This is a genomic window from Paraburkholderia dilworthii, assembly GCF_000472525.1.
Taxonomy (GTDB): Bacteria; Pseudomonadota; Gammaproteobacteria; order Burkholderiales; family Burkholderiaceae; genus Paraburkholderia; species Paraburkholderia dilworthii.
This window is the reverse complement of the sequence record NZ_KI421431.1, coordinates 251,148-270,541: the sequence shown is the minus strand read 5'-3', so window position 1 is coordinate 270,541 and position 19,394 is coordinate 251,148. Positions and strand designations below refer to the sequence as shown.

Here is a 19,394-nt window from a genome sequence, read left to right as displayed (position 1 = left end):
TCTTCAGTCGCCCGGCCAGGCCCGATTCCCCGAGAACCGACTCGGCGTTCCTGTTCTGCACCTGCGCCAGCAGTTGATCGATCAGCTCATCGGGGAACAGCTTCGGCGCCTTCGGGTTCTTGCTCTTCCTGGTCACTGTTGTTTCGGTCATTGGACGTTATTTCCGTTATCGTCTCATGACCTCGACACACTAAAAATCTGACAGGCTCAATGGTTACCGCGTCGCCTCCCGCATCGTCTCCCGCGTTAGCCCGCGCTGAAGCGCTCAGCCCACCTTCCCCAACGAAGCCAGCCAGCCGCGCGCCTCGCCCCAATCGCCGAGCCCGCTGTCGGCATTGATGTGTCCGCGCGGGCCGACATCGATCCAGCGGCTGCCCCACGCTTTTGCGCAGGCTTGCGAGAACGGCACGCCACCATACGGGTCGTCGGTGCTGGCGACGACAATGCTCGCGAACGGCAAGCGCTCAAGCGGTACGGGTGCGAAGCCACTGGCGTCCTGCGGGAACTGCGGTTCCGCGGGGTCCGGCACCGCGACGAGCAACGCTCCCGCGATCTTGCCGAGTTGCGCGGCGCTCGCGTACTGCGAAGCCCAGAACGCGACCGTCAGGCAGCCGAGGCTATGGGCCGCGAAGACGACCGATGCGTCGGCGGCCGCCACCGCTATATCGAGCGCGCGGCACCACGCATCGCGCACTGGGTGATCCCAATCAGGCATCTGCACGCGCGTGAACGCGGGATCGAGCGCCTCCCAGCGAGTCTGCCAATGCCCCGCGCCGGAATTCTGGTAGCCCGGCAATACGAGTACGTTCGGTTTTTGCGCGTTCATGGTGTTCCCCGTAGTTTCGTGTTTTAACCGTGCCGTTGCGACCGGTTGCAATAGTGGCGAACCGTTGCAACCGGTCGGGCGCGCTCAACGTATCACACGCGCAACCCCGATACCGCGCGGATCGGTTGCCGGCTCCGGCATCGTGCCGTCGATACGGATCATCTGCACGTCGCCGTTAAACGACTGCCCTTCCAGCGCGTAACCGATGCTCTGCAATTTCGCGGCGAGTTCGCCGGTAATGGGACGATATGGCTCGAAGTAGATCGTCTTCGGCGGCAGCAACTGATGATGAAACCGCATCGCGGCGAGCGCGTCGCCAGGCGTCATGTTGAAGTCGTAGAGATCGGTCATCACCTGGAAGATCGACGTGAGAATGCGCGACCCGCCGGGCGTGCCGATCACGAGCGACACCGTGTTGTCCTTGAGCAGAATGGTCGGCGTCATCGCCGAAAGCGGGCGGCGCCCCGGCAGCACGGTATTGAGTTCGGCGCCAGTGCCGCCTGTCGCTGCGGACTGGCCCGCGGCGGCTTTAGTCACGAAGTCGTCCATCGCGTCGTTGAGTAAGAAACCCGCGCCATCCACCACCACGCCGGAACCGAATTCGCCGTCGAGCGTGGTCGTGTTCGACACCGCGTTGCCCCATTTGTCCACGACCGAAAAATGCGTGGTCTGCGCTTTCTCAGGCGCCGCATCGCCCAGACCCGGCTTTACCGGCGCGGCGCCCGGCACTTCTTCTGCACCGATCCCGGTCGCGCGTTGCGTGAGGTAGGCGTCGTCTAGCAGTTTGTCGACAGGCAGTTTGTACGAGTCCGGATCGCCGAGGTATTGCTGCCGGTCGGCGAATACGCGGTCCTCGATCTGCGCAATCAGATGGATATACGGCGCGGAGTTCAGTTCGAGCCCGTCGAAAGCCGGTTTCAGATCGGCTTTCATCTTCAGCATCTGGATCAGCCCCACGCCGCCCGAACCCGGCGGTGGCGCGGTGAGCACCTGATAGCCGTTCCAGTTCGCCGCGAGCGGCTGGCGCCACACGGCCTTGTATTGCAGCAGATCGGCCTTCGTCACTAGACCATGCCCGTACATCTGCTGGGCGATCAGATCGGCGGTATGCCCTTCGTAGAACTCGCGGCCGCCGTTGCTCGCGAGGCGCGCGAGAGTCTGCGCAAGCTCGGGCTGGCGGTACGTCGCACCCGCCTTCAGGTTCGAGAAGTAGGCGTCGAAATTTGTCTTGCCGGCGAAATTCTTCGCTGCTGCATCGCGTCGCTGCTGGAGCCAGGGGGCGACCTGGAAGCCGTCGTTGGCGTAACGGATCGCGGGCGCGAGAGCCTGCTTCCACTTCAGCTTGCCGAAACGCTGCTGAGCCTGCCACATGCCGTCGACGGTACCCGGCACAGCCACCGCGCGATGGCCGACGGCGCTCATGCCCGGCACCACATTGCCTTTGTCGTCGAGATACATGTCGCGGGTCGCCTGTTGCGGCGCGCGCTCGCGATAGTCGAGAAAATACGGCTTGCCGTCGACGAACAGCGTCATGAACCCGCCGCCGCCCAGGTTCCCCGCGTCCGGGCGCGTCACGGCGAGCGTGAAGGCGATCGCGACGGCTGCATCCACTGCGTTGCCGCCTGCGGCGAAGATCTGCTGCGCGGCGTCGGCGCTGTAGCGATCGGGCGTCGCCACCGCGGATGCATCGAATACGGCTTTGGGCTGCGGCGTTTTCGCGGACGCCGGCGCGGGCGTGCAGATGCCGGCCGTGAACGCGGTCAAAAGCGTTGCGGCCGCGTTCATCCGCGCGAAACGAGGAAAGGCAAAGGGCGCGCGAGGCGCGTCGTGCGTCGGGATTGGCATCCGAGAAACTCCGGCAACTAAGGGCGCCATGTTGCACGAACACAAAAGGTCCGTGCAAGGCGACGACGGACGGTGCGGCTTGCGTGAGCGGCAGCGCCAGGCGCATGCGCCGCGCCGCTGCGATGCAAGCGGCGCCGTCCCTTGAATGATCGAGGGCTGCTGAAGCGGCGAACGGCGGCCGGCCTCAGAGCGAACGCGAGTTCTTGCATTTGCGCGCATCCGCGCGAACCCGCGCCGCTCGCATGCTAAGTCGCCCGCCTGCGTCCGAACAAACCGATTTACCTCCTGTTACAGCGGGTCTTCGCGTCGAACCGCGCCCGAGCCGCCGCGCGAGTCCGCACATGACGCGCGACGCGGCGTGCCATGAAAGCCGCTCGAGCGTCGGCTGCACGCCGCACTCGTCTGCCGCATCGAGCCTCGTCAGGTAGAATTGTCGGATAAGTGGGCGTATTGCGCGCCCCCGACAGACTTTCACCATCTCGCATGAATACCGAACGCAACGACGCGCCAGCGGCATCCAATTTCATCCGCAACATCATTGACGACGACAACCGCACCGGCAAGTGGAGCCAGCGCGTCGAAACGCGCTTTCCGCCCGAGCCGAACGGCTATCTGCACATTGGTCACGCGAAGAGCATCTGCCTGAACTTCGGCGTGGCGCGCAGCTATGGCGGCGTGTGCCATCTGCGCTTTGACGACACCAATCCGGAAAAGGAAAGCGTCGAATACGTCGACTCGATCATCGACGCCGTGCGCTGGCTCGGCTACGAGTGGCAGAAAGACGGCAACGAGCACCTCTACTATGCGAGCGACTACTACGACAAGCTGTACGAATTCGCCGAGCTGCTGATCCAGCGCGGCAAGGCGTATGTGGACAGCCAGTCGGCGGACGAAATGCGCGCGAACCGCGGCTCGGCCACCGAAGTGGGCACGCCGTCGCCGTTCCGCGAGCGTTCGGTGGAGGAAAACCTCGACCTGTTTCGCCGCATGAAAGCCGGCGAGTTCAAAGAAGGCGAGCACGTGCTGCGCGCGAAGATCGACATGTCGTCGCCGAACTTCAACATGCGCGATCCGGTGCTCTACCGGATCCGCTTCGCGCATCACTACCGTACCGGCGACACATGGTGCGTGTACCCGATGTACGACTACACGCATTGCATTTCGGACGCGCTCGAAAACATCACGCATTCGCTGTGCACGCTCGAATTCGAAGACCACCGCCCGCTGTACGACTGGATTCTGAACGAGCTCGCCGAGGCCGGCATTTTCACGCGCCCGCTGCCGCAGCAAATCGAATTCTCGCGTCTGAACCTCACGTACGCGATCACCAGCAAGCGCAAGCTGCTGCAACTCGTGAACGAAGGCCACGTGGACGGCTGGGACGACCCGCGCATGCCGACCATCGTCGGCCTGCGCCGGCGCGGCTTCACGCCCGCGTCGATCCAGTTGTTCTGCGAGCGCATCGGCGTGACGAAGGTCGATTCGTGGATCGACATGAGCGTGTTCGAAGGCGCGCTGCGCGACGATCTGGACGAGAAGGCGCCGCGCATTGCCGCCGTGCTCGACCCGCTGAAGCTGATCATCGACAACTTCCCGGTCGGCCTCACCGAGCCGTGCAGCGCGCCGGTGCATCCGCATCATCCGGAACAGGGCGTGCGTGAGTTTCCGATTTCGCGCGAGTTGTGGATCGAGCGCGAGGACTTCACGGAAACGCCGCCGAAGGGCTATTTCCGTCTGTTCCCCGGCAACAAGGTGCGGCTGCGCTACGGCTACGTGATCGAATGCACGAGCGCCGAGAAAGACGAAGACGGCAACATCGTCGCGGTGCATTGCAACTACTTCCCGGACAGCAAGTCGGGCACCGAAGGCGCGAACAACTACAAGGTCAAGGGCAACATTCACTGGGTCAGCGCGGCCGACGCGTGCCCGGCCGAAGTGCGCATCTACGATCGTCTGTTCAAGGAGCCGCAGCCGGACGCCGGCGGCCGCGATTTCCTCGAAGCGCTGAATCCGGACTCGAAGCGCGTGGTCAACGCCTACCTCGAACCTGGTGCGCACGGCACGCTGCCTGAGCAGCGCTATCAGTTCGAGCGTCATGGCTATTTTGTCGCGGACCGCGTCGATTCGCAGCCAGGCAAGCCGGTGTTCAACCGGATCGCGAGCTTGCGCGACAGTTGGGGCAAACCGGCCTAAGCGGCAACGGCGACCGTTATCGCTCGCTTAGCGCTAGCTGCGCGTCGGTAACCGGCTAAGGCGTGCATCCGCTTCATCGGATGCACGCCTTTTCGTTAGGCGATATTGCTTCATGCTTCTCCGGCACGAGCATGAGAACGATCATGGGCACGAGCAGAAACAGCGGCGCGGCACGAGCGCCGTTCGGGAGGTCAGATGAGACACGCAGTGCGCGGCAACGCCGGCGCGGCGAACAAAGCACACAGTGCACACCGCAACGCACAGCCGGGGCGCGCCCGGCAATTCGTCGCACGCAGTACCTTGGCGGCGCTGGCCGCCTTCGGCACGGCGTCGCTCACCTGCCCTGCTTACGCCGCCGAACTTACCGGAACGCTAAGGAAAGTACATGACGATGGCGCCGTCGTGCTCGGCGTGCGCGAAGCGTCCGTTCCCTTCTCGTATTTCGACGGCAAACGCACGGTGGGCTATTCGCAAACCATCGCGCTCGAAATCGTCGACGAAATGAAGAAGGCGCTGCATCTACCGCAACTCAAGGTGCATGAGGTCACCGTGACCTCGGCGAACCGCACGCCGATGCTATTGAATAACCAGATCGACCTGGAATGCGGGTCGACGGCGCACACCGTCGAGCGTGAAAACACAGTGGCGTTCTCGAACAGCTTTTTTCAATACGCGGTGCGCATGATCGTGCGCAAGGACAGCGGCATCAAGGATTTTCGCGACCTGGCAGGCAAACCGGTGACGACGACCGCAGCCACTTCCGATGAGCGCCTGGTGCGCCAGTTGAACTTGCAAAAGCACCTGAACATGCGCATCACGAGCGCGCGCGATCACGCGGAAGCCTTCGCGGCCGTGAAGGACAACCGCGCGGTGGCCTTCGTGATGGACGAGCCTATTCTGTACGGCTTCAAGGCGACCGATCCGCACCCCGAGGACTTCGTCGTCACCGGCACCCCGCTCGGATACGAGGTGTACGCATGCATGTTCCGCAAAGGCGACGAGCCGTTCCGCCAACTCGTGAATCGCGTGATTGCGCGCGGGCAGCTTTCCGGCGAAGCAGCGCATCTGTACAAGCAATGGTTCACGCAGCCAATTCCGCCGCAGGGCATCAATCTGAATTTTCCGCTGTCGGAAGAGAATCGCGCGCTATTCGCGAATCCGAACGATCGCGCGCTCGACTGAACGCAAGGCAAGGCGCTTGCCGCTCGTCATCGCCTATAGCGACCGGTGCAATTCAGTGAGCGAAAGCGTGGTCTGAAAGAGCCGCGCAAGACTACGGCTCGCGTACTTTTCCACTTCATCGGGCGCGGTCCAGCGATAGGCGTCCATCTCCGGGATCAGCTTCCCGTCGGAGCGGCGCGGGAACAGCGACGTGCACGTGCACCCGCTAAGGTCGAGTTCATCGGCCGTAGCGCGCGCCGCGAACAGATGCAGATCCTTGTCGCGCCGGTAGACGAACAGACCGAGGTCTTTCAAACGCTCTGGCTCGATCGCGACTCCGGTCTCTTCGACCATTTCGCGCAGTGCCGTGACGTGCGGCGCCTCGCCGTCCTCGCCGTGGCCCTTCGGAATATCCCAGTGCGACGTCTCCGTCGCGTGCGCGAGCAACAGGCGGCCTTCGGGGTCGAGCAGCACGATGCCGCATGAGACTATCCGCGGGCTCATCGCCGCACCGGCCGCGCCCGGGCCGCGGCTGCCGCCCGCACTCGGGAACCAGCCGCGCGCGTCTTCACGACTGCCTGCATGCTTAGCGCTTTTTCTGCAACTGCCAGTTGCCGTTGCCCTGTTTGCAGAACTGCGGGCGCAGGTGCATGGACTGGCCTTTTGCATTGAGCACGACGCCGAGGTTGCGGCAGGTGCGCTCGCCTTCCTTCGACGTGCTCGCGATCCTGATGGTCGCGTCGATCTTCACACTGTTGCGCGTGCCTTCATTGACCCAGTTGACGCTTTCGCCGTCCTGCTTTTCGTCGAGTGCGGCGAAGACGGCCTGCTTGATGGAATCGACGTCGCGCTGTTTCATGTAGCTGATCGGCGTGTCGTTGAGGAAACCGAGATTCGCCGCTTGGGCGCCGATCGTCGCGCCAAGCAGCAGACCGGCGGCAGTCAATTGACAGAGGGCACGGGTTCGCATCGACATGAAGGATTCTCCTCTGAACGTTTCGGGCGGTCGCGAGCGCACTGAAAGGGCTCATGATCTGGACCCCAAAAGCATAGCATGTCCGTTCGTGGCAGCCTGGCCGCGCTGCGCGGCGGGGATCGACGTTGACGCCGGAGCCCGCAAGGCAATAACCCACTGAGATTTGTCTGATGCGACCCGCAGCCACTCTCATTTTTAGGATGGCTCCCATATCGCCGCGCGGCGCGCTTTCCTAAGATTGGCCATCTTGCGCTCTCGCGCTGATCCACTTCAAACGTCAATCATGGAACTCTCTGATGCGCTGGAAACCCTCGCCGTCGCACTCGCGCTGCTTTGCGTGGCGCTTGTGCCGGTCGCCATTCGACGCGATCCGGGTCTCGCGCGGCCCATCGTCAGGATCGACGGACTTCGCCGCCCGCGCTGGCCCAATCTCGTAACGCGCGCTGGCATCGCATGCGTGCTCATCTCTTTTGCGCTGCTGCTCGCCGTTTGTTATTGCATCGTCGCGGGTGCACCTATCTGAGCGCTCGGGGGCGCACGATCACCTCCGCCCGGCCGTGCATCCGCGTCACTCGCAACTCGCGAGGCCGCTGCGTCAATTCCCTGCCTTATAACCATCGGTGAGCGTGTTCAGAAACGCCACGACGTCCTTGATCTCGGCGTCGTCCAGCGCGGGTCTGTCGCCTGGCTTGCGGTCGAACGGCGGCTCGGTATTCAGGTTCGCCCAGTAACGCTGCGGCAAATCGTCGAACTTGTGCACCTTGCCTTTCGACACCGGATAGAACTTCTGCGGATTCGTGTCACGTTCGGCGTAAAAGTGCAGCACCTGTTCGAGCGAATGATAGATGCCGTTGTGGAAGAAGCTTTTTTTCAACGCTATATTGCGCAGCGTCGGCGTACGGAAGATGCCACAGAACTCCGCGCGTCCCTTCAGATCGGTGCGCTCCGGGCCGCACGCGCCCAGATCGTAGAAATGCGAGTCGCGGTTCACAGGCAGCGCGCGATTGCGCGGCACCCCGATCGCGATCAAGCCAAAGTCGCTGAACTGCGGCGGCGCGCCGTCAAGCGTGCGCTGGCTGATGTGGCAGCTCGCGCAGTTGCCCTTCTTCTCGTCGTTGAAAAGTTGCAGACCGTGCAACTCGGCCTTCGTGAGTTGCGTTTTGCCTGCGAGATAAGCATCGTATTTGCTGCTGTACGGATAGAAGACGTCGGGCGTCTGCTCGAAGGTTTCGAGCGCTTGCAACACGGCTTTGAACGTCGCGTCGTCGCTGTCGAAAATATGCTCGCCGAACGCGACGCGGAAGGCGCCGGCATACGGCGCGGCCTTGACTGCCGCGGTGACCTTCGCCGGCGAGCTGCCCATTTCGAACGACGACAACAGCGGAATGCGCGCCTGATCGGCACCGCGATCCACGCGGCCGTCCCACGTCAGGCCGCCAGTCGGGCCGGCATCGACGCTTTCATCGCCTTCGTCGTCGGACTCGTGATAGTGCTCGGCGAATGCGGGCACCGACTGCAGATACTTGAGCGTGGGCGCGGCGCGCATGCCGGTGCGGTGCATATCGCCGCCGCCCAGTTGCACGGACAGCGAGTTGGCCGGAGAAAACGCGTGGTCCGGACTATGGCACGACGCGCACGCGAGTCTGCCCGAGCCGGATAGCGACGGGTCGAAGAACAGTTGCTTGCCGAGCGCAGTCATCTGCCGCACGGATTCGTAGACTTGCGCGCGCGATTGACCGCCGCCCGGCGTAGCGTCGTGCGGCGCTTCAGATTCCGCTTCACGCGTCATCTCATGCGCCGCTTCATGCCCTGCCTCATGCACCGCCCGATGCGCCGCAACGCGCACAACGGCCGCAGCCGTATCCACCGAAGCATGCGCCGCACTCGCACTCGCACTCGCACTCGCAGCCGCATCGGCCGGCGAGCCGGAATCGCAGCCAGCGAGACTCACGCTTACCGCAACAGCTGCAACAGCCGCGGACGCAAACGCCATCCCACGAGATTCGCGACTTGTCGCCCGCTTCGCGCCCCACTGTGCCGCGACAGCAGCTACTGTTTTCCGGATCCCCGCCAAACCGAGCCGCATATGAATGATCTGAATGTGCGATATCGAAGTCCGCGAGCGTATTTCATCGGTATGTCGTTTAAATGACATCCAGCCAACAGAAACCTCGGCAGCAAAGCAATTCGTAATGAATACATCTTTCTGTCAAATTGCATCGCCACACTTTCGCAGGCGGTCACCGAGCGATGGAATGCACTCGGCCCGTTCCCAACGCGAGAGAGAGAACTCACATAAATGAACAAGAAACTGATCTGCGCGGCGCCGTTGGCGATCGCCGCAGCGTTAAGCCTGTATGCATGCGGCGGCAACGAAATCACCCAACCCGACATTACGTCGATCAAGACGGTCGTGGTGATCTACGCGGAAAACCGCAGCTTCGACAACCTGTACGGTAACTTCCCCGGCGCCAACGGTTTGCAGAACGTGAACGCGGCGAGCGCGAAGCAGCTGGATCGCGACAGCTCGACGCTTGCGACGCTGCCGCAGGTCTGGAACGGCCTCACGCAAACCGGCGTAACGCCCGTCGTCACGCAGGCCATGACGGCCAATTTGCCGAACAGCCCGTTCGCGATCGACGACCCCAACGGATTCAACACGCCGATCACCGCGACGACGCGCGACCTGTATCACCGCTTCTATGAGAACCAGATGCAGATCGACGGCGGCAAGAACGACAAGTTCGCCGCATGGGCCGATTCGGGCGGTCTCGTGATGGGCCATTACACGCTCAATGCCGACAAGCTGCCGCTGTGGAAAATCGCGCAGCAATACACGCTTGCCGACAACTTCTTCATGGGCGCATTCGGCGGCTCGTTTCTCAATCACCAGTGGCTCGTGTGCGCCTGCACGCCGACCTATCCGAACGCGGACAAGAGCCCGGCGGCCGGCTCCATTTCGGCAGTTGAAAGCGACGGCGTGACGCTCAAGCTCGCGTCGAACTCGCCGGCTTCGTCGCTCAATGGGCCGCCCAAGTTCGTGCTGTCCGGCAACCTCACGCCTGACTTCTACGCGATCAACACAATGCAGCCGCCGTATCAGCCGAGCGGCAACAAGGCGGCCTCGGGCGGCGACGCGAATCTCGCCGATCCGGGCGCGGCCACCACGTTGCCGGCACAGACGCAGCAGCACATCGGCGATCTGCTGAACAACGCGAAGGTGTCGTGGGCGTGGTATGGCGGCGCATGGGGCGCGGCATTGTCGGCCGCGCAAAACGGTACGTCGAACGTGATTTACGGGGCGAACCTGACGGCGCCAAACTTCCAGCCGCACCATCAGCCGTTCAACTACTTCGCCGATCTCGCGCCGGGCACCGCAAACCGCTCGCAGCATCTGCTCGACGGCGGCCTCGCCGGTTCGGAGTTCATCAAGGCGATCGACAGCGGCACGCTGCCGCAAGTGACGTTCTACAAGCCACAAGGCAACCTGAACGAGCACCCCGGCTACACCGACGTCGCGTCGGGCGACCAGCACATCGCGGACGTGATTTCGCATCTGCAGAAGAGCCCGCAGTGGAGCAACATGTTGGTAGTCGTCACGTATGACGAGAACGGCGGCTTCTGGGATCACGTCGCGCCGCCGAAGGCCGACCGCTGGGGTCCGGGCACGCGCATTCCGGCACTCATCATCTCGCCGTTCGCGAAGAAGGGCTTCGTCGATCACACGCAGTACGACACGACTTCGATCCTGCGCTTCATCACGCATCGTTTCTCGCTGCCGACGCTGCCGGGCATCGCGGCACGCGACGCGGCGCTCGTTGCCAACGGCAGCAAGCCGATGGGCGATCTGACCGCTGCGCTGAACGTCAGGCCATAAGCGCGGCAACGCAACAGCGACGATAAGCAACAGCCGGCCTCGCGGCGCGGCTTTCGACGGGCAGCTTCGGCTGCCCATTTTTATTGGCGCAAGGCGCTAACGCGGACGCCGATTCGCGAAGCTGACGCTGGCGCGATTAGCGAAGCTGACACCGGCCCCGACTCGCGGCGCTGACGCCGGCTTAGTCACGGGCGAGCTTCGGCACGGCGCATCACACGCGACCAGCGTATGCTGCGCTGGAGTGCTCGACGGTTTCCGTCGACAGTGTTCCCCGACGTTTGCCCGCCCGTTCATCAGGAGTTCGACAGCATGATTGAAAGAACCATCAAGATCCCCGGCGCCGATCATCCGATTACCGTCGAGCCCGCCCGGGCCCGCGTTGTCGTTACTGTGGCGGGCCGCGTGATCGCCGACACGGAAAAGGCGCTAGTGCTGCGCGAAGCGTCCTATCCGGCGGTGTATTACATTCCGCGCAACGACGCCGACATGACTCTGCTCGCGCGCACCGATCACACAACCTACTGTCCGTACAAGGGCGATTGTGCGTACTACAGCATCGCACCGGGCGGCGAACGCGCAGTCAATGCAGTGTGGACCTACGAGTCGCCGTATGCGGCCGTGAAGGAGATCGCCCAACACCTAGCGTTCTATCCCGACCGTGTCGATTCGATCGACGTGCAAGCGCGGGCGTGACGGCAACACAAGCCAAGGAACAAACACAAGCGCAATAAAAAAATCCCATCACCGGATTCGGTAGATGGGATTTTTCATATGCAGACAATGGCGCGGCGGGCGAGGATCGAACTCACAACCTCAGGTTTAGAAGACCTGTGCTCTATCCAATTGAGCTACCGCCGCAAAAGGCCGGGCCCGGATTATAACCGATCGTCATGCCCGCCAGAACGCAGCGGGCATATCGAACGTTATCAGACCGGCTGCGGATGCAGTGCGAACCAGCCGAGGAACACGATGCCCGCGATCACACAGTACACGCCGAACGAGGCAAGACGTCCGCGGCCTTCGAAATAGCGCATCAGGAAACGCACGCTGAGATAGGCGGCGATAGCGGTCAGCACGCCGCCGAGCAGTGCGTCCGCGAGTTGGCCAGGCGCATGAAAGAGCTTCGGCAATTCAAGCAGGCCGGCCGCGAAAATGATCGGCGTACCCAGCAGGAACGAGAACTCCGCAGCCTTTTCGGTGGTGAGGCCCGCCGCATTGCCGGCGATCATCGTGAGGCCGCTGCGCGAGAAGCCCGGAACCAGCGCGCCGACTTGTGCGAGCCCGACCAGGAACGCCTGGCGGAAACCTAGCTTCTCCGGCGCCTGATGCGCGCGCGAGCGCTGGAGGCGGTCGCCCACCCACAGCAGCACGCCGTTGACGATGAGCGCGATTGCCACGATGCGCAGGTCGTGGAAAATCCGTTCGAGCCGTTTTTCCAGCAACAGGCCGACGAGCCCCGCCGGAACGGTGCCGATGATGAGCGCCCACATCATGTGAGCATCGCCGTTGCGGCGCCCGCCGAACGATGCGAAGAAGCCGCGCACCAGCGCGCACCAGCGCTCGCGGAAGTACCACAGCAACGCGAACGCCGTACCGAGGTGCAATGCGACGAGAAACGGCAGCAACTGCGGCGCGTGCTTATCGATATGCATACCGAACAATGCAGGCACGAGCAGCGTGTGGCCGAGACTGCTCACCGGAAAGAGTTCGGTCACGCCTTGCAGCACGCTCAGGAAGATGAGAAACGGCAGATTCACGCGGCGGTCCTTGTAAGGAAGATGTCGGGGACAGCGCGCCGCACAATGAATGACCGGCGCGTCAAAAAGCGCACCGATTATGCCTGGCTGCCAAGTCAGCGCCAAGCGTTTGGGCCACATTCGGGGAAATATTGACGCGTCGCGTCACAACTCGAAACGGTTGTTACGCGAAACGCAAATGGAAAAGGGCCGCTGAAGGCTGCAGCGCTTTCAATCGTCCGACGGCGAGGCACGGGATCAACGCACTGGAGAAGGCATAAAGCTTACGAACAGGAAACCGCTCGGATATGTCGTGCGGGTGTCGTACGCAACGTCGGACGGCCAGCGCGCATCAGCGCTCGAGCTTGTAAAAGAAGTAGACGGTGCTGGCAGTGAACATGCCGAAGAGCGTGACACCCATTGCCATTGCGAGATCCATAACGCCTCCTGAGCGATCTCGCCCGGCGGTAAATATCACCGGGCAGTGAGACGAATTATCGGCAACGATCGCCTGCTTGCGACACCCGCAATTTCCCGAGAAGGGTTTCCCCGTAGCGCAAAGCAGAGCAAAATCGTCGCTTCGGCCGACTGAGCCCGGCTTTTCCGATGCGTTTGAGCCAAGCGCGGCGAACGTTGCATGGGCAGCCGCCCAACCGCTGCCGAGCAAGGTAAAAGCAGGCAAAAGCAGGACAAAGGCCACGACAAACGGGACGAACCGGCACCGAACCCGGCGCGACGCGCGTCTAACACTTACTCATCACACTATCGACCATGCCTCTTTCACCGCAGCAGGACATTCTCGAAATCGCCCAGGACGCCTCGGTGCTCCGCTTCGCGCCGCAAGCCGGCGGCCGTCTGCTTTCGTGGATCATCGACGGCGAAGAGGTGATCCATTGGCCAGAACACGCCGACTGGAGTCAGCCCGCGCGGATCCGCGGCGGCAACCCGCTGCTGTTTCCGTTTCTCGGACGGCATCGCGTGGACGGCAAGATCGGTTACTGGCGCGACGCCCAAGGCACAGTCAGAGAGTTGCCCATGCACGGCTTCGCACGCGACCTTCCCTTCGACGCTCACGCCGACGTGCACGGTGCAGGCCTGCGCCTCGTGCTGACAGATAGCGAAGCGACGCGCGGCGGTTATCCGTTCAGCTTTCGCTTCGAGGCGGCCTACACGCTGATCGACGCGCACACGCTGGAAGTGACGCTGACCACCACCAACACCGGCGATGCACCATTGCCCTACTACGCGGGCCATCACTTTTACTTCACATTGCCGCACACGCAGCGTGGCGAGACGTCGCTCGAGTTGCCGCGCACGGAACGGCGTTTCCAGCAGGCAGACGGCTCGATCAGCGCGGCCGAGCCGGGCGAAGCGCGCTACACGCTCGACGAAACGCGCATTCACGACCGTTTCCATTGCCTGACCGGCGTGCCCGAGCAACCGGTGCGGCTGATTGCGCCGGGCCTCGATCGCGTCATCACGATCGACCTGCAACGGCCGGGCTCCGTGCCCTGGTACGCGGTGACCACATGGACCGAAGCAGCGGAGTCGGACTTCTACTGTGTCGAGCCGTGGCTCGCCCTGCCCGACGCGATCCATAATGGGATGGGCCTGCGCTGGCTCGATCCGGGCAAAACGGAAACGGCGGCGCTGCGCATCAGCGTCGGCAAACTAGACTAATTCAGCTTCATGCAGACGCGAACCGGCAATGCGCGTGGATGGTTTGCGCGCTTTGCCGAGGGCACGCGTTGCCCGCTTTTCCGATGCTGCAACGCAAAACCGTTAGAATCGGACGCTTTGTATCTACCTGCTGCGTGATCGGGATCGGCGCGCGGCAGCGCTTTGCGAGGTCCAATGCCTGAAACAACAAGAATGATCAAACGACTCGCCTGCGTGTCGTTAGTGGCGCTCATCGCCGCGTGCGGGTCGGCGCCGGTGGGGCCGGGCTTTTATCGCGTCGAACGGGGCGACACGCTTTCGAAGATCGCGCGTAGTCACCATCAGTCGGTGCAAAGCATCGCGCGCTGGAACAATCTGACCAACCCCGACAGCATCGAAGTTGGGCAAGTGTTGCGCGTCGATCCGCCCAACGGCGCGGCGTCGACGAACGGCGCCGTGCGAAGCAGCGGCAATGGAAGCGCGAGCGCTTCCGCCGCGCCGCGTTCCGCGCCGGCTGATAGCGCGAGTTCGTCCGCGCCCGCCTCGTCGATCTCCCTCGTGTGGCCGACGAACGGCAATGTCATTCGCGGCTTTGACGGCGCGAACTCGAAGGGCATCGACATTTCCGCTCAGGCGGGCACGCCCGTGGTCGCGGCGGCGGCCGGCACAGTCGTCTATGCAGGCAATGGGCTGCGCGGTTACGGCAATCTGCTGATTCTGAAGCACAACGCCGAGTACCTGACCGCCTACGCGCACAATCGCGTGCTGCTCGTGAAGGAAGGCGAAACCGTCTCGCAAGGCCAGAAAATTGCCGAGATGGGCGACACGGATACCAATCGGGTCATGCTGCATTTCGAGTTGCGCTACCAGGGCCGCTCAATCGACCCGTCGCGTGCGTTGCCGCCGCGCTAGGCGGGCGGCTGCTCGCAGTTTGCGCGCCGGTTCGACCTTAAACCTTCGGTCCGCCGGATCGCGTTACATCGGCTAGCCGGGGGAACCCCGCGTGCTATAAACGCTCAATCCGACACGCGTGGCTTCGCGCCACGCCTTTCATGTCATCTGTAAGGGAATCTGCAATGAAGAGCGCATTGGCGTCCGTGGCGATGGCCGCAGCGATGGGTGTGGGTCTGCTGACACTGGGCAGTCTCTGCGGCTGCTCGACCACCACGACCATGACTTATCTGCCGAGCGGCGAAACCGGCTTTGCGATCAACTGCAGCGGCAGCGACGCGAGCACGAGCTGGGCCGAATGCTACAAACGCGCCGGCGAAGTCTGCGGCAACTATGGCTACGACGTCGTATCGAAAGATGTCGATAACGGCGCCACGTCGGGTGGCACCGTCGGCGGAATTTTCGGCGCGAACGTGAAAAACCGGTCGATGGTGATTCGCTGCAAACAATAAGCTGCACGCTCCGCGCTCCCGGATTGCGGGCAATCCGGCCGACGGCGCACCCAACGCCCCGACCGCGGTTCGATGCGCGCGGCGAAGGCAAAGAGCACACCAAATGCAATTGGCCATACCGCGACGAAGATGATTACCCAGCTCATAACCGAGGAAAGGAAGGTGAGCTTTTATGATCCGCGCGGTGCGTGTATTGGCAGTGACCACGATTAAAATATCCGGCAAAAAAAAGCCCGGCGCGAGGCCGGGCTAACGGGGGTTCGGCGCATATCGGCAAAGGACCGGTTCACCATGCGCCAGAACGAAATTTAACAACCCGGTTTTACAAGCGCAATATATTAATTTTCAAGGTAATGTGACGCGACGCACGGATTCCGCGTTACGTGAACCTAAAACTTCCGGAATAAACGCTGACAATAATCGCTAATTCGGTGATGAACAGATTATTACTTTTGCGGCGAAGGCTCGTTAAGATAGCCTGAAACGCTTGCCCAGCAAGGGAATGCGGCGTTCATTGCCTATTGGGCTGACAAAAATTGACTGGCCGGCTTTAATGCCGAACCAGTCCGGATTTCGCGCACCGATGCAGCCAAAAGCGCTTGGTGCGCCACCGCACCATTACAGTCAGATAATCGCTTCACCGCCCTCGCAGGCCCCACATCCCATGAAAATTCGCGAATGGTGAAACGCCAAAATCGCTTTAAATCCACCGACGAATCGCCGGATTTAATCTTCTGTTGTTATCCGCCGAATGAATCTGATGTTATTCATTCGTGTCCTGCCGCACAAGACGGCCGGAAGTCATAACCCGGCTGGCTACCCGGTGGATACAGGCAAATACCAGGCGGGCTTTACATTACTCGCAATCCCAGTTCGGTGACGAGCACCGCAGCCTGCTGATGCGAAATCGTCGCACCCTTGAAGAGCGCTGCGTCCACGAGCCGAACGCCGCTCAGCTCCACTTCGCGCAAATCGGCGCCGTCGAACCGCGCGCCCTTCAGATGCGCGTCCTTGAGGCTGCCGCCGTCGAAAATTGCCTCGCGGAAATCCACGCCTGCAAGATCGGCGTCGGAGAAATCGAGTTGATGCAGCGTGGCTTTGCGAAACGACAGACCGCGCAAATGCGCGCCGACCAGCAGGGTTTCGACGAAGCTCAAGCCAAGCGCCGTACACGCCTCGAAATTCGCGCCGGTCAGCTTGCAGCCGCGAAACGACGCGGACGCCAGCTTGGCGCGCCGCCAGCTCGTGTTGTTCAGATCGCTCGACTGGAATGCCGCGTCCACCAGATCCGCCGATGCGAAGTCGGCCTGCCGGCCGCGGCAACGAACCCAGCGTGTCTGCGCAAGCGTTGCGCCAAAAAAAGAAGCCTCGGCAAGCGTGCAGCGATGAAATTGCGCGCCGCGCAGGTCGAGCCGCGATAGATCCGCACCGTCGAAATCGCAATCGTTGAAGACGAGCGACGCGACGCTTGCGTGCTCGTTTGCGGCGGCGTTCGCCGCAACCAGACGCTCGACGTCGGCGCGCGTGAGGGTGGCGCCGGCCACTTCGTGAGCTTGCGCGCCCGGAGCGGGCGCGGTTGAATCGAGTGACATGAAGGTTCAGAATCGGACGAATTGCGAAGGGCCTAAGCGTACCCGAATGCGCGCCGCGCAGGCCGCCCGCGCCGATGGTTTATAGTATCGACCCCCGCCAGAACCCCCTTACGATGACTTCCAACGACGCCGCCCATAGCCCCCTGTACGCCAAGCTCCTTGCCGAAACCGCGAAAATCGGCTGGCCGGAACTGGAACGCTTCTTCGCGCGGGGCATGCTATTGCGCGTGGCTAGCGACCTGGATCTCGTGAGCGTGGCCGAAGCCATCGCCAGCGACGACACCGCGCAGATCACGCAATGGCTGTCGGCGGGGCTCGTCGAGCGCGTACAGGCGGAAACCGCCGCCGACTTCGCCGCGCGCGATCCCGATCTGTGGGCCGTGGTCGTCTCCCCGTGGATTTGCGTGCAGGAACGCCATTGAGCGAAGCGGCGTCTGCGGCGGAGCCCACTGCGCCCGCGCTGCCGGTGCGCTGGCACCGCCGTGTGCTCGCGCTTGCATTTCCCATCGTTCTCGCGAATCTGACGCAGCCGATTCTCGGCGCTGTCGATACCGCCGTCGCCGGGCATCTGGACGGAGCGTCGTATCTGGGCGGCGTGGCGCTCGGCGGACTCTTCTTTAACTTCGTGTTCTGGGGCTTCGGCTTCCTGCGAATGGGCACGACTGGCCTCGTCGCGCAGGCGCACGGTGCCGGCGAGCACGCCGCATTGCGCGATAACGTCGTGCGAGCGCTGTTCCTCGCGGTCGCGATCGGCGCAGCGGTGCTCGCGCTGCAAGTGCCGCTGATCGATTACGCTTTGCGCGCGCTCGGCGGCAGCGACGCGGTCCAGCACAACGCACGCATCTATTGTCACGCGCGCATCTGGGCCGCGCCGCTGGCGCTGGGTAACTATGTGGTGCTCGGATGGCTGCTCGGTACGCAGCGCGTGCGCCTCGCGCTGCTGTCGCAAGTGTTTATCAACGGCGTGAACATCGTCGCCGTGTTCCTGTACGTGCATGCGTTCGATTGGGGTGTGGCGGGAATCGGCGCGGCCACTTCTACCGCCGACGCGCTTGGCTTCGTGCTCGGTGCAGCGCTGTTATGGCATGGCCGCACGCGCGGGCTTCCCGCGCTCAACCGCCACGCGCTCTTCGACGCCGCGGCGCTGCGGCGGCTGATCGCGCTCAATCGCGACATCTTCCTGCGCACGTTGTGCCTGCTGCTGTCGTTCGGCTGGTTTGCGCACCTCGGAGCGAAACAGGGCGACGCGACGCTCGCCGCGAACGCGCTGCTGCTGAATTTTCAGACCTTCATGGCTTATGGGCTCGACGGCTTCGCGCACGCCGCGGAGGCGCTGGTCGGCGCGGCAATCGGCGCGCGCGACCGGCATGCGTTCGTCCAGGCTATCAAGGTGACCGCGCTATGGTCGGCCCTTGGCGCGCTCGGCTTCACGCTCGTGTATGCGGGCACGGGGTCATGGATCGTCGAGCGTCTGACCGATCAGGCAAGCGTGCGCGCCACGGCCGATCTCTATCTGCCGTGGGCGGCGCTTTCGCCGCTGGTATCGGTGGGCGGCTATTTACTCGACGGCGTGTTTATCGGCGCGACGCGCACGCGCGAATTAATGACGTCGATGATTGTGTCGTTTGCGATCTTCGTTGGCGCCTCGTGGCCGCTGCTCATGCTGTACGGCAACCACGGATTGTGGGCGGCAATACTCGTCTTCATGGCGGCGCGCGGCGTGACGCTCGCGTGTCATCTGCCGAGACTGGTTGGCGGCATGGGCGGCGAAAGCGCGTAGGTGCACAGGGGCTGCGAGCATTGCGGTCTGTTGTGCTGCTGGTTTGCCTGGTTTGCTGTTAGTAGGCTGCTACTCCGCTGTTCCGCTATTGCCGGTGGTTGTTGCGCTGCTGCTACGTTCTAGCGCGCGGTTAGCCGTTACGCGTTGAAACAAGCGCACACATATCGCGTCGGATCGACACTCTAGAATGCACTCAGCCCTCGCATTGCGCGCGAACAGAATGCGTGGGTCAGAAGCGCCGGTGTGCCCGCATCGGCGCTTCGCTTTCTTCTCCGCTCACACTCAACGCGCGACCGGTGCGGGCACCATCGCGGGTGGGCGGGTGTCGGTGGGCACGCCGTGATAA

General features: G+C 62.8%; 18 protein-coding genes, 1 tRNA gene and 1 pseudogene. 10 read left to right on the top strand and 10 right to left on the bottom strand.

Going from position 1 to position 19,394, the window contains the following annotated elements; all coding sequences use genetic code 11:
• The 3 genes and pseudogenes from F759_RS44760 to ggt all read right to left on the bottom strand — a co-directional run.
• A pseudogene (locus F759_RS44760) lies at positions 1–151 on the bottom strand (IS256 family transposase); the annotation flags it as partial.
• Between the two features lie 114 nt (positions 152–265).
• Complete coding sequence (locus F759_RS0136940) at positions 266–826, bottom strand: RBBP9/YdeN family alpha/beta hydrolase (RefSeq protein ID WP_027804152.1); 561 nt, start codon at positions 824–826, stop codon at positions 266–268.
• An 84-nt stretch (positions 827–910) separates the two neighbouring features.
• Positions 911–2,671, bottom strand: coding sequence for a gamma-glutamyltransferase (gene ggt, locus F759_RS0136935; protein WP_027804151.1), 1,761 nt, complete (start codon positions 2,669–2,671; stop codon positions 911–913).
• Positions 2,672–3,154: 483 nt separating this feature from the next.
• On the opposite strand from ggt, the gene F759_RS0136925 reads away from it, so the two are divergent.
• A complete protein-coding gene (locus F759_RS0136925; RefSeq protein ID WP_027804150.1) occupies positions 3,155–4,864 on the top strand; it encodes a glutamine--tRNA ligase/YqeY domain fusion protein in 1,710 nt (569 codons plus the stop codon).
• A gap of 195 nt (positions 4,865–5,059) precedes the next feature.
• Complete coding sequence (locus F759_RS0136920) at positions 5,060–6,046, top strand: transporter substrate-binding domain-containing protein (protein WP_084534474.1); 987 nt, start codon at positions 5,060–5,062, stop codon at positions 6,044–6,046.
• Between the two features lie 33 nt (positions 6,047–6,079).
• Here the strand turns inward: F759_RS0136920 and F759_RS0136915 are convergent, their stop codons facing one another.
• Positions 6,080–6,529, bottom strand: a complete 450-nt coding sequence (locus tag F759_RS0136915; RefSeq protein ID WP_027804148.1) for an NUDIX hydrolase — start codon at positions 6,527–6,529, stop codon at positions 6,080–6,082.
• Between the two features lie 82 nt (positions 6,530–6,611).
• The gene (locus F759_RS0136910) at positions 6,612–7,001 is read right to left on the bottom strand and encodes an RT0821/Lpp0805 family surface protein (RefSeq protein ID WP_027804147.1); all 390 of its coding nucleotides are present in this window, start codon (positions 6,999–7,001) and stop codon (positions 6,612–6,614) included.
• Between the two features lie 283 nt (positions 7,002–7,284).
• Between F759_RS0136910 and F759_RS0136905 the strand changes: the two genes are divergently transcribed.
• The gene (locus F759_RS0136905; RefSeq protein ID WP_027804146.1) at positions 7,285–7,524 is read left to right on the top strand and encodes a hypothetical protein; all 240 of its coding nucleotides are present in this window, start codon (positions 7,285–7,287) and stop codon (positions 7,522–7,524) included.
• A gap of 72 nt (positions 7,525–7,596) precedes the next feature.
• On the opposite strand, the gene F759_RS0136900 is transcribed toward F759_RS0136905, so the two are convergent.
• On the bottom strand, positions 7,597–8,994 hold the full coding sequence (locus F759_RS0136900) for a cytochrome-c peroxidase (RefSeq protein WP_036026393.1): 1,398 nt from the start codon (positions 8,992–8,994) through the stop codon (positions 7,597–7,599).
• A gap of 306 nt (positions 8,995–9,300) precedes the next feature.
• Here F759_RS0136900 and F759_RS0136895 point away from each other — a divergent pair, with 306 nt between their 5' ends.
• Both F759_RS0136895 and F759_RS0136890 read left to right on the top strand, forming a co-directional pair.
• Positions 9,301–10,878 (top strand): acid phosphatase, encoded by a 1,578-nt coding sequence (locus F759_RS0136895; protein WP_027804144.1) that lies wholly within the window; start codon positions 9,301–9,303, stop codon positions 10,876–10,878.
• 309 nt (positions 10,879–11,187) lie between these two features.
• A complete protein-coding gene (locus tag F759_RS0136890; protein ID WP_027804143.1) occupies positions 11,188–11,571 on the top strand; it encodes a DUF427 domain-containing protein in 384 nt (127 codons plus the stop codon).
• An 88-nt stretch (positions 11,572–11,659) separates the two neighbouring features.
• Here F759_RS0136890 and F759_RS0136885 read toward each other — a convergent pair.
• The 3 genes from F759_RS0136885 to F759_RS43590 all read right to left on the bottom strand — a co-directional run bounded on the left by F759_RS0136885 (position 11,660) and on the right by F759_RS43590 (position 13,314).
• Positions 11,660–11,736 (bottom strand) — tRNA-Arg (locus F759_RS0136885).
• Positions 11,737–11,804: 68 nt separating this feature from the next.
• A complete protein-coding gene (locus F759_RS0136880; RefSeq protein WP_027804142.1) occupies positions 11,805–12,635 on the bottom strand; it encodes an undecaprenyl-diphosphate phosphatase in 831 nt (276 codons plus the stop codon).
• A 331-nt stretch (positions 12,636–12,966) separates the two neighbouring features.
• Complete coding sequence (locus F759_RS43590) at positions 12,967–13,314, bottom strand: hypothetical protein (RefSeq protein ID WP_152530814.1); 348 nt, start codon at positions 13,312–13,314, stop codon at positions 12,967–12,969.
• A gap of 71 nt (positions 13,315–13,385) precedes the next feature.
• Between F759_RS43590 and F759_RS0136870 the strand changes: the two genes are divergently transcribed.
• The 3 genes from F759_RS0136870 (at position 13,386) to F759_RS0136860 (ending at position 15,676) form a co-directional block, all read left to right on the top strand.
• Positions 13,386–14,294: an aldose epimerase family protein gene (locus F759_RS0136870; protein ID WP_027804141.1), complete on the top strand. Its 909-nt coding sequence runs from the start codon at positions 13,386–13,388 to the stop codon at positions 14,292–14,294.
• Positions 14,295–14,468: 174 nt separating this feature from the next.
• Positions 14,469–15,185, top strand: a complete 717-nt coding sequence (locus F759_RS0136865; protein WP_027804140.1) for a peptidoglycan DD-metalloendopeptidase family protein — start codon at positions 14,469–14,471, stop codon at positions 15,183–15,185.
• A gap of 164 nt (positions 15,186–15,349) precedes the next feature.
• Positions 15,350–15,676, top strand: coding sequence for a hypothetical protein (locus F759_RS0136860; RefSeq protein ID WP_027804139.1), 327 nt, complete (start codon positions 15,350–15,352; stop codon positions 15,674–15,676).
• An 851-nt stretch (positions 15,677–16,527) separates the two neighbouring features.
• Here F759_RS0136860 and F759_RS0136855 read toward each other — a convergent pair.
• The gene (locus tag F759_RS0136855) at positions 16,528–17,268 is read right to left on the bottom strand and encodes a pentapeptide repeat-containing protein (RefSeq protein WP_027804138.1); all 741 of its coding nucleotides are present in this window, start codon (positions 17,266–17,268) and stop codon (positions 16,528–16,530) included.
• Between the two features lie 113 nt (positions 17,269–17,381).
• Here F759_RS0136855 and F759_RS0136850 point away from each other — a divergent pair, with 113 nt between their 5' ends.
• Together F759_RS0136850 and F759_RS0136845 are read left to right on the top strand one after the other, a co-directional pair.
• Entirely contained in the window at positions 17,382–17,690 is a 309-nt protein-coding gene (locus F759_RS0136850; RefSeq protein ID WP_027804137.1) for a DUF2288 domain-containing protein, read from the top strand.
• A complete protein-coding gene (locus F759_RS0136845; protein WP_027804136.1) occupies positions 17,687–19,048 on the top strand; it encodes an MATE family efflux transporter in 1,362 nt (453 codons plus the stop codon). Before F759_RS0136850 ends, F759_RS0136845 begins: the two co-directional genes overlap by 4 nt.
• The last annotated feature ends 346 nt before the right edge of the window (positions 19,049–19,394 follow it).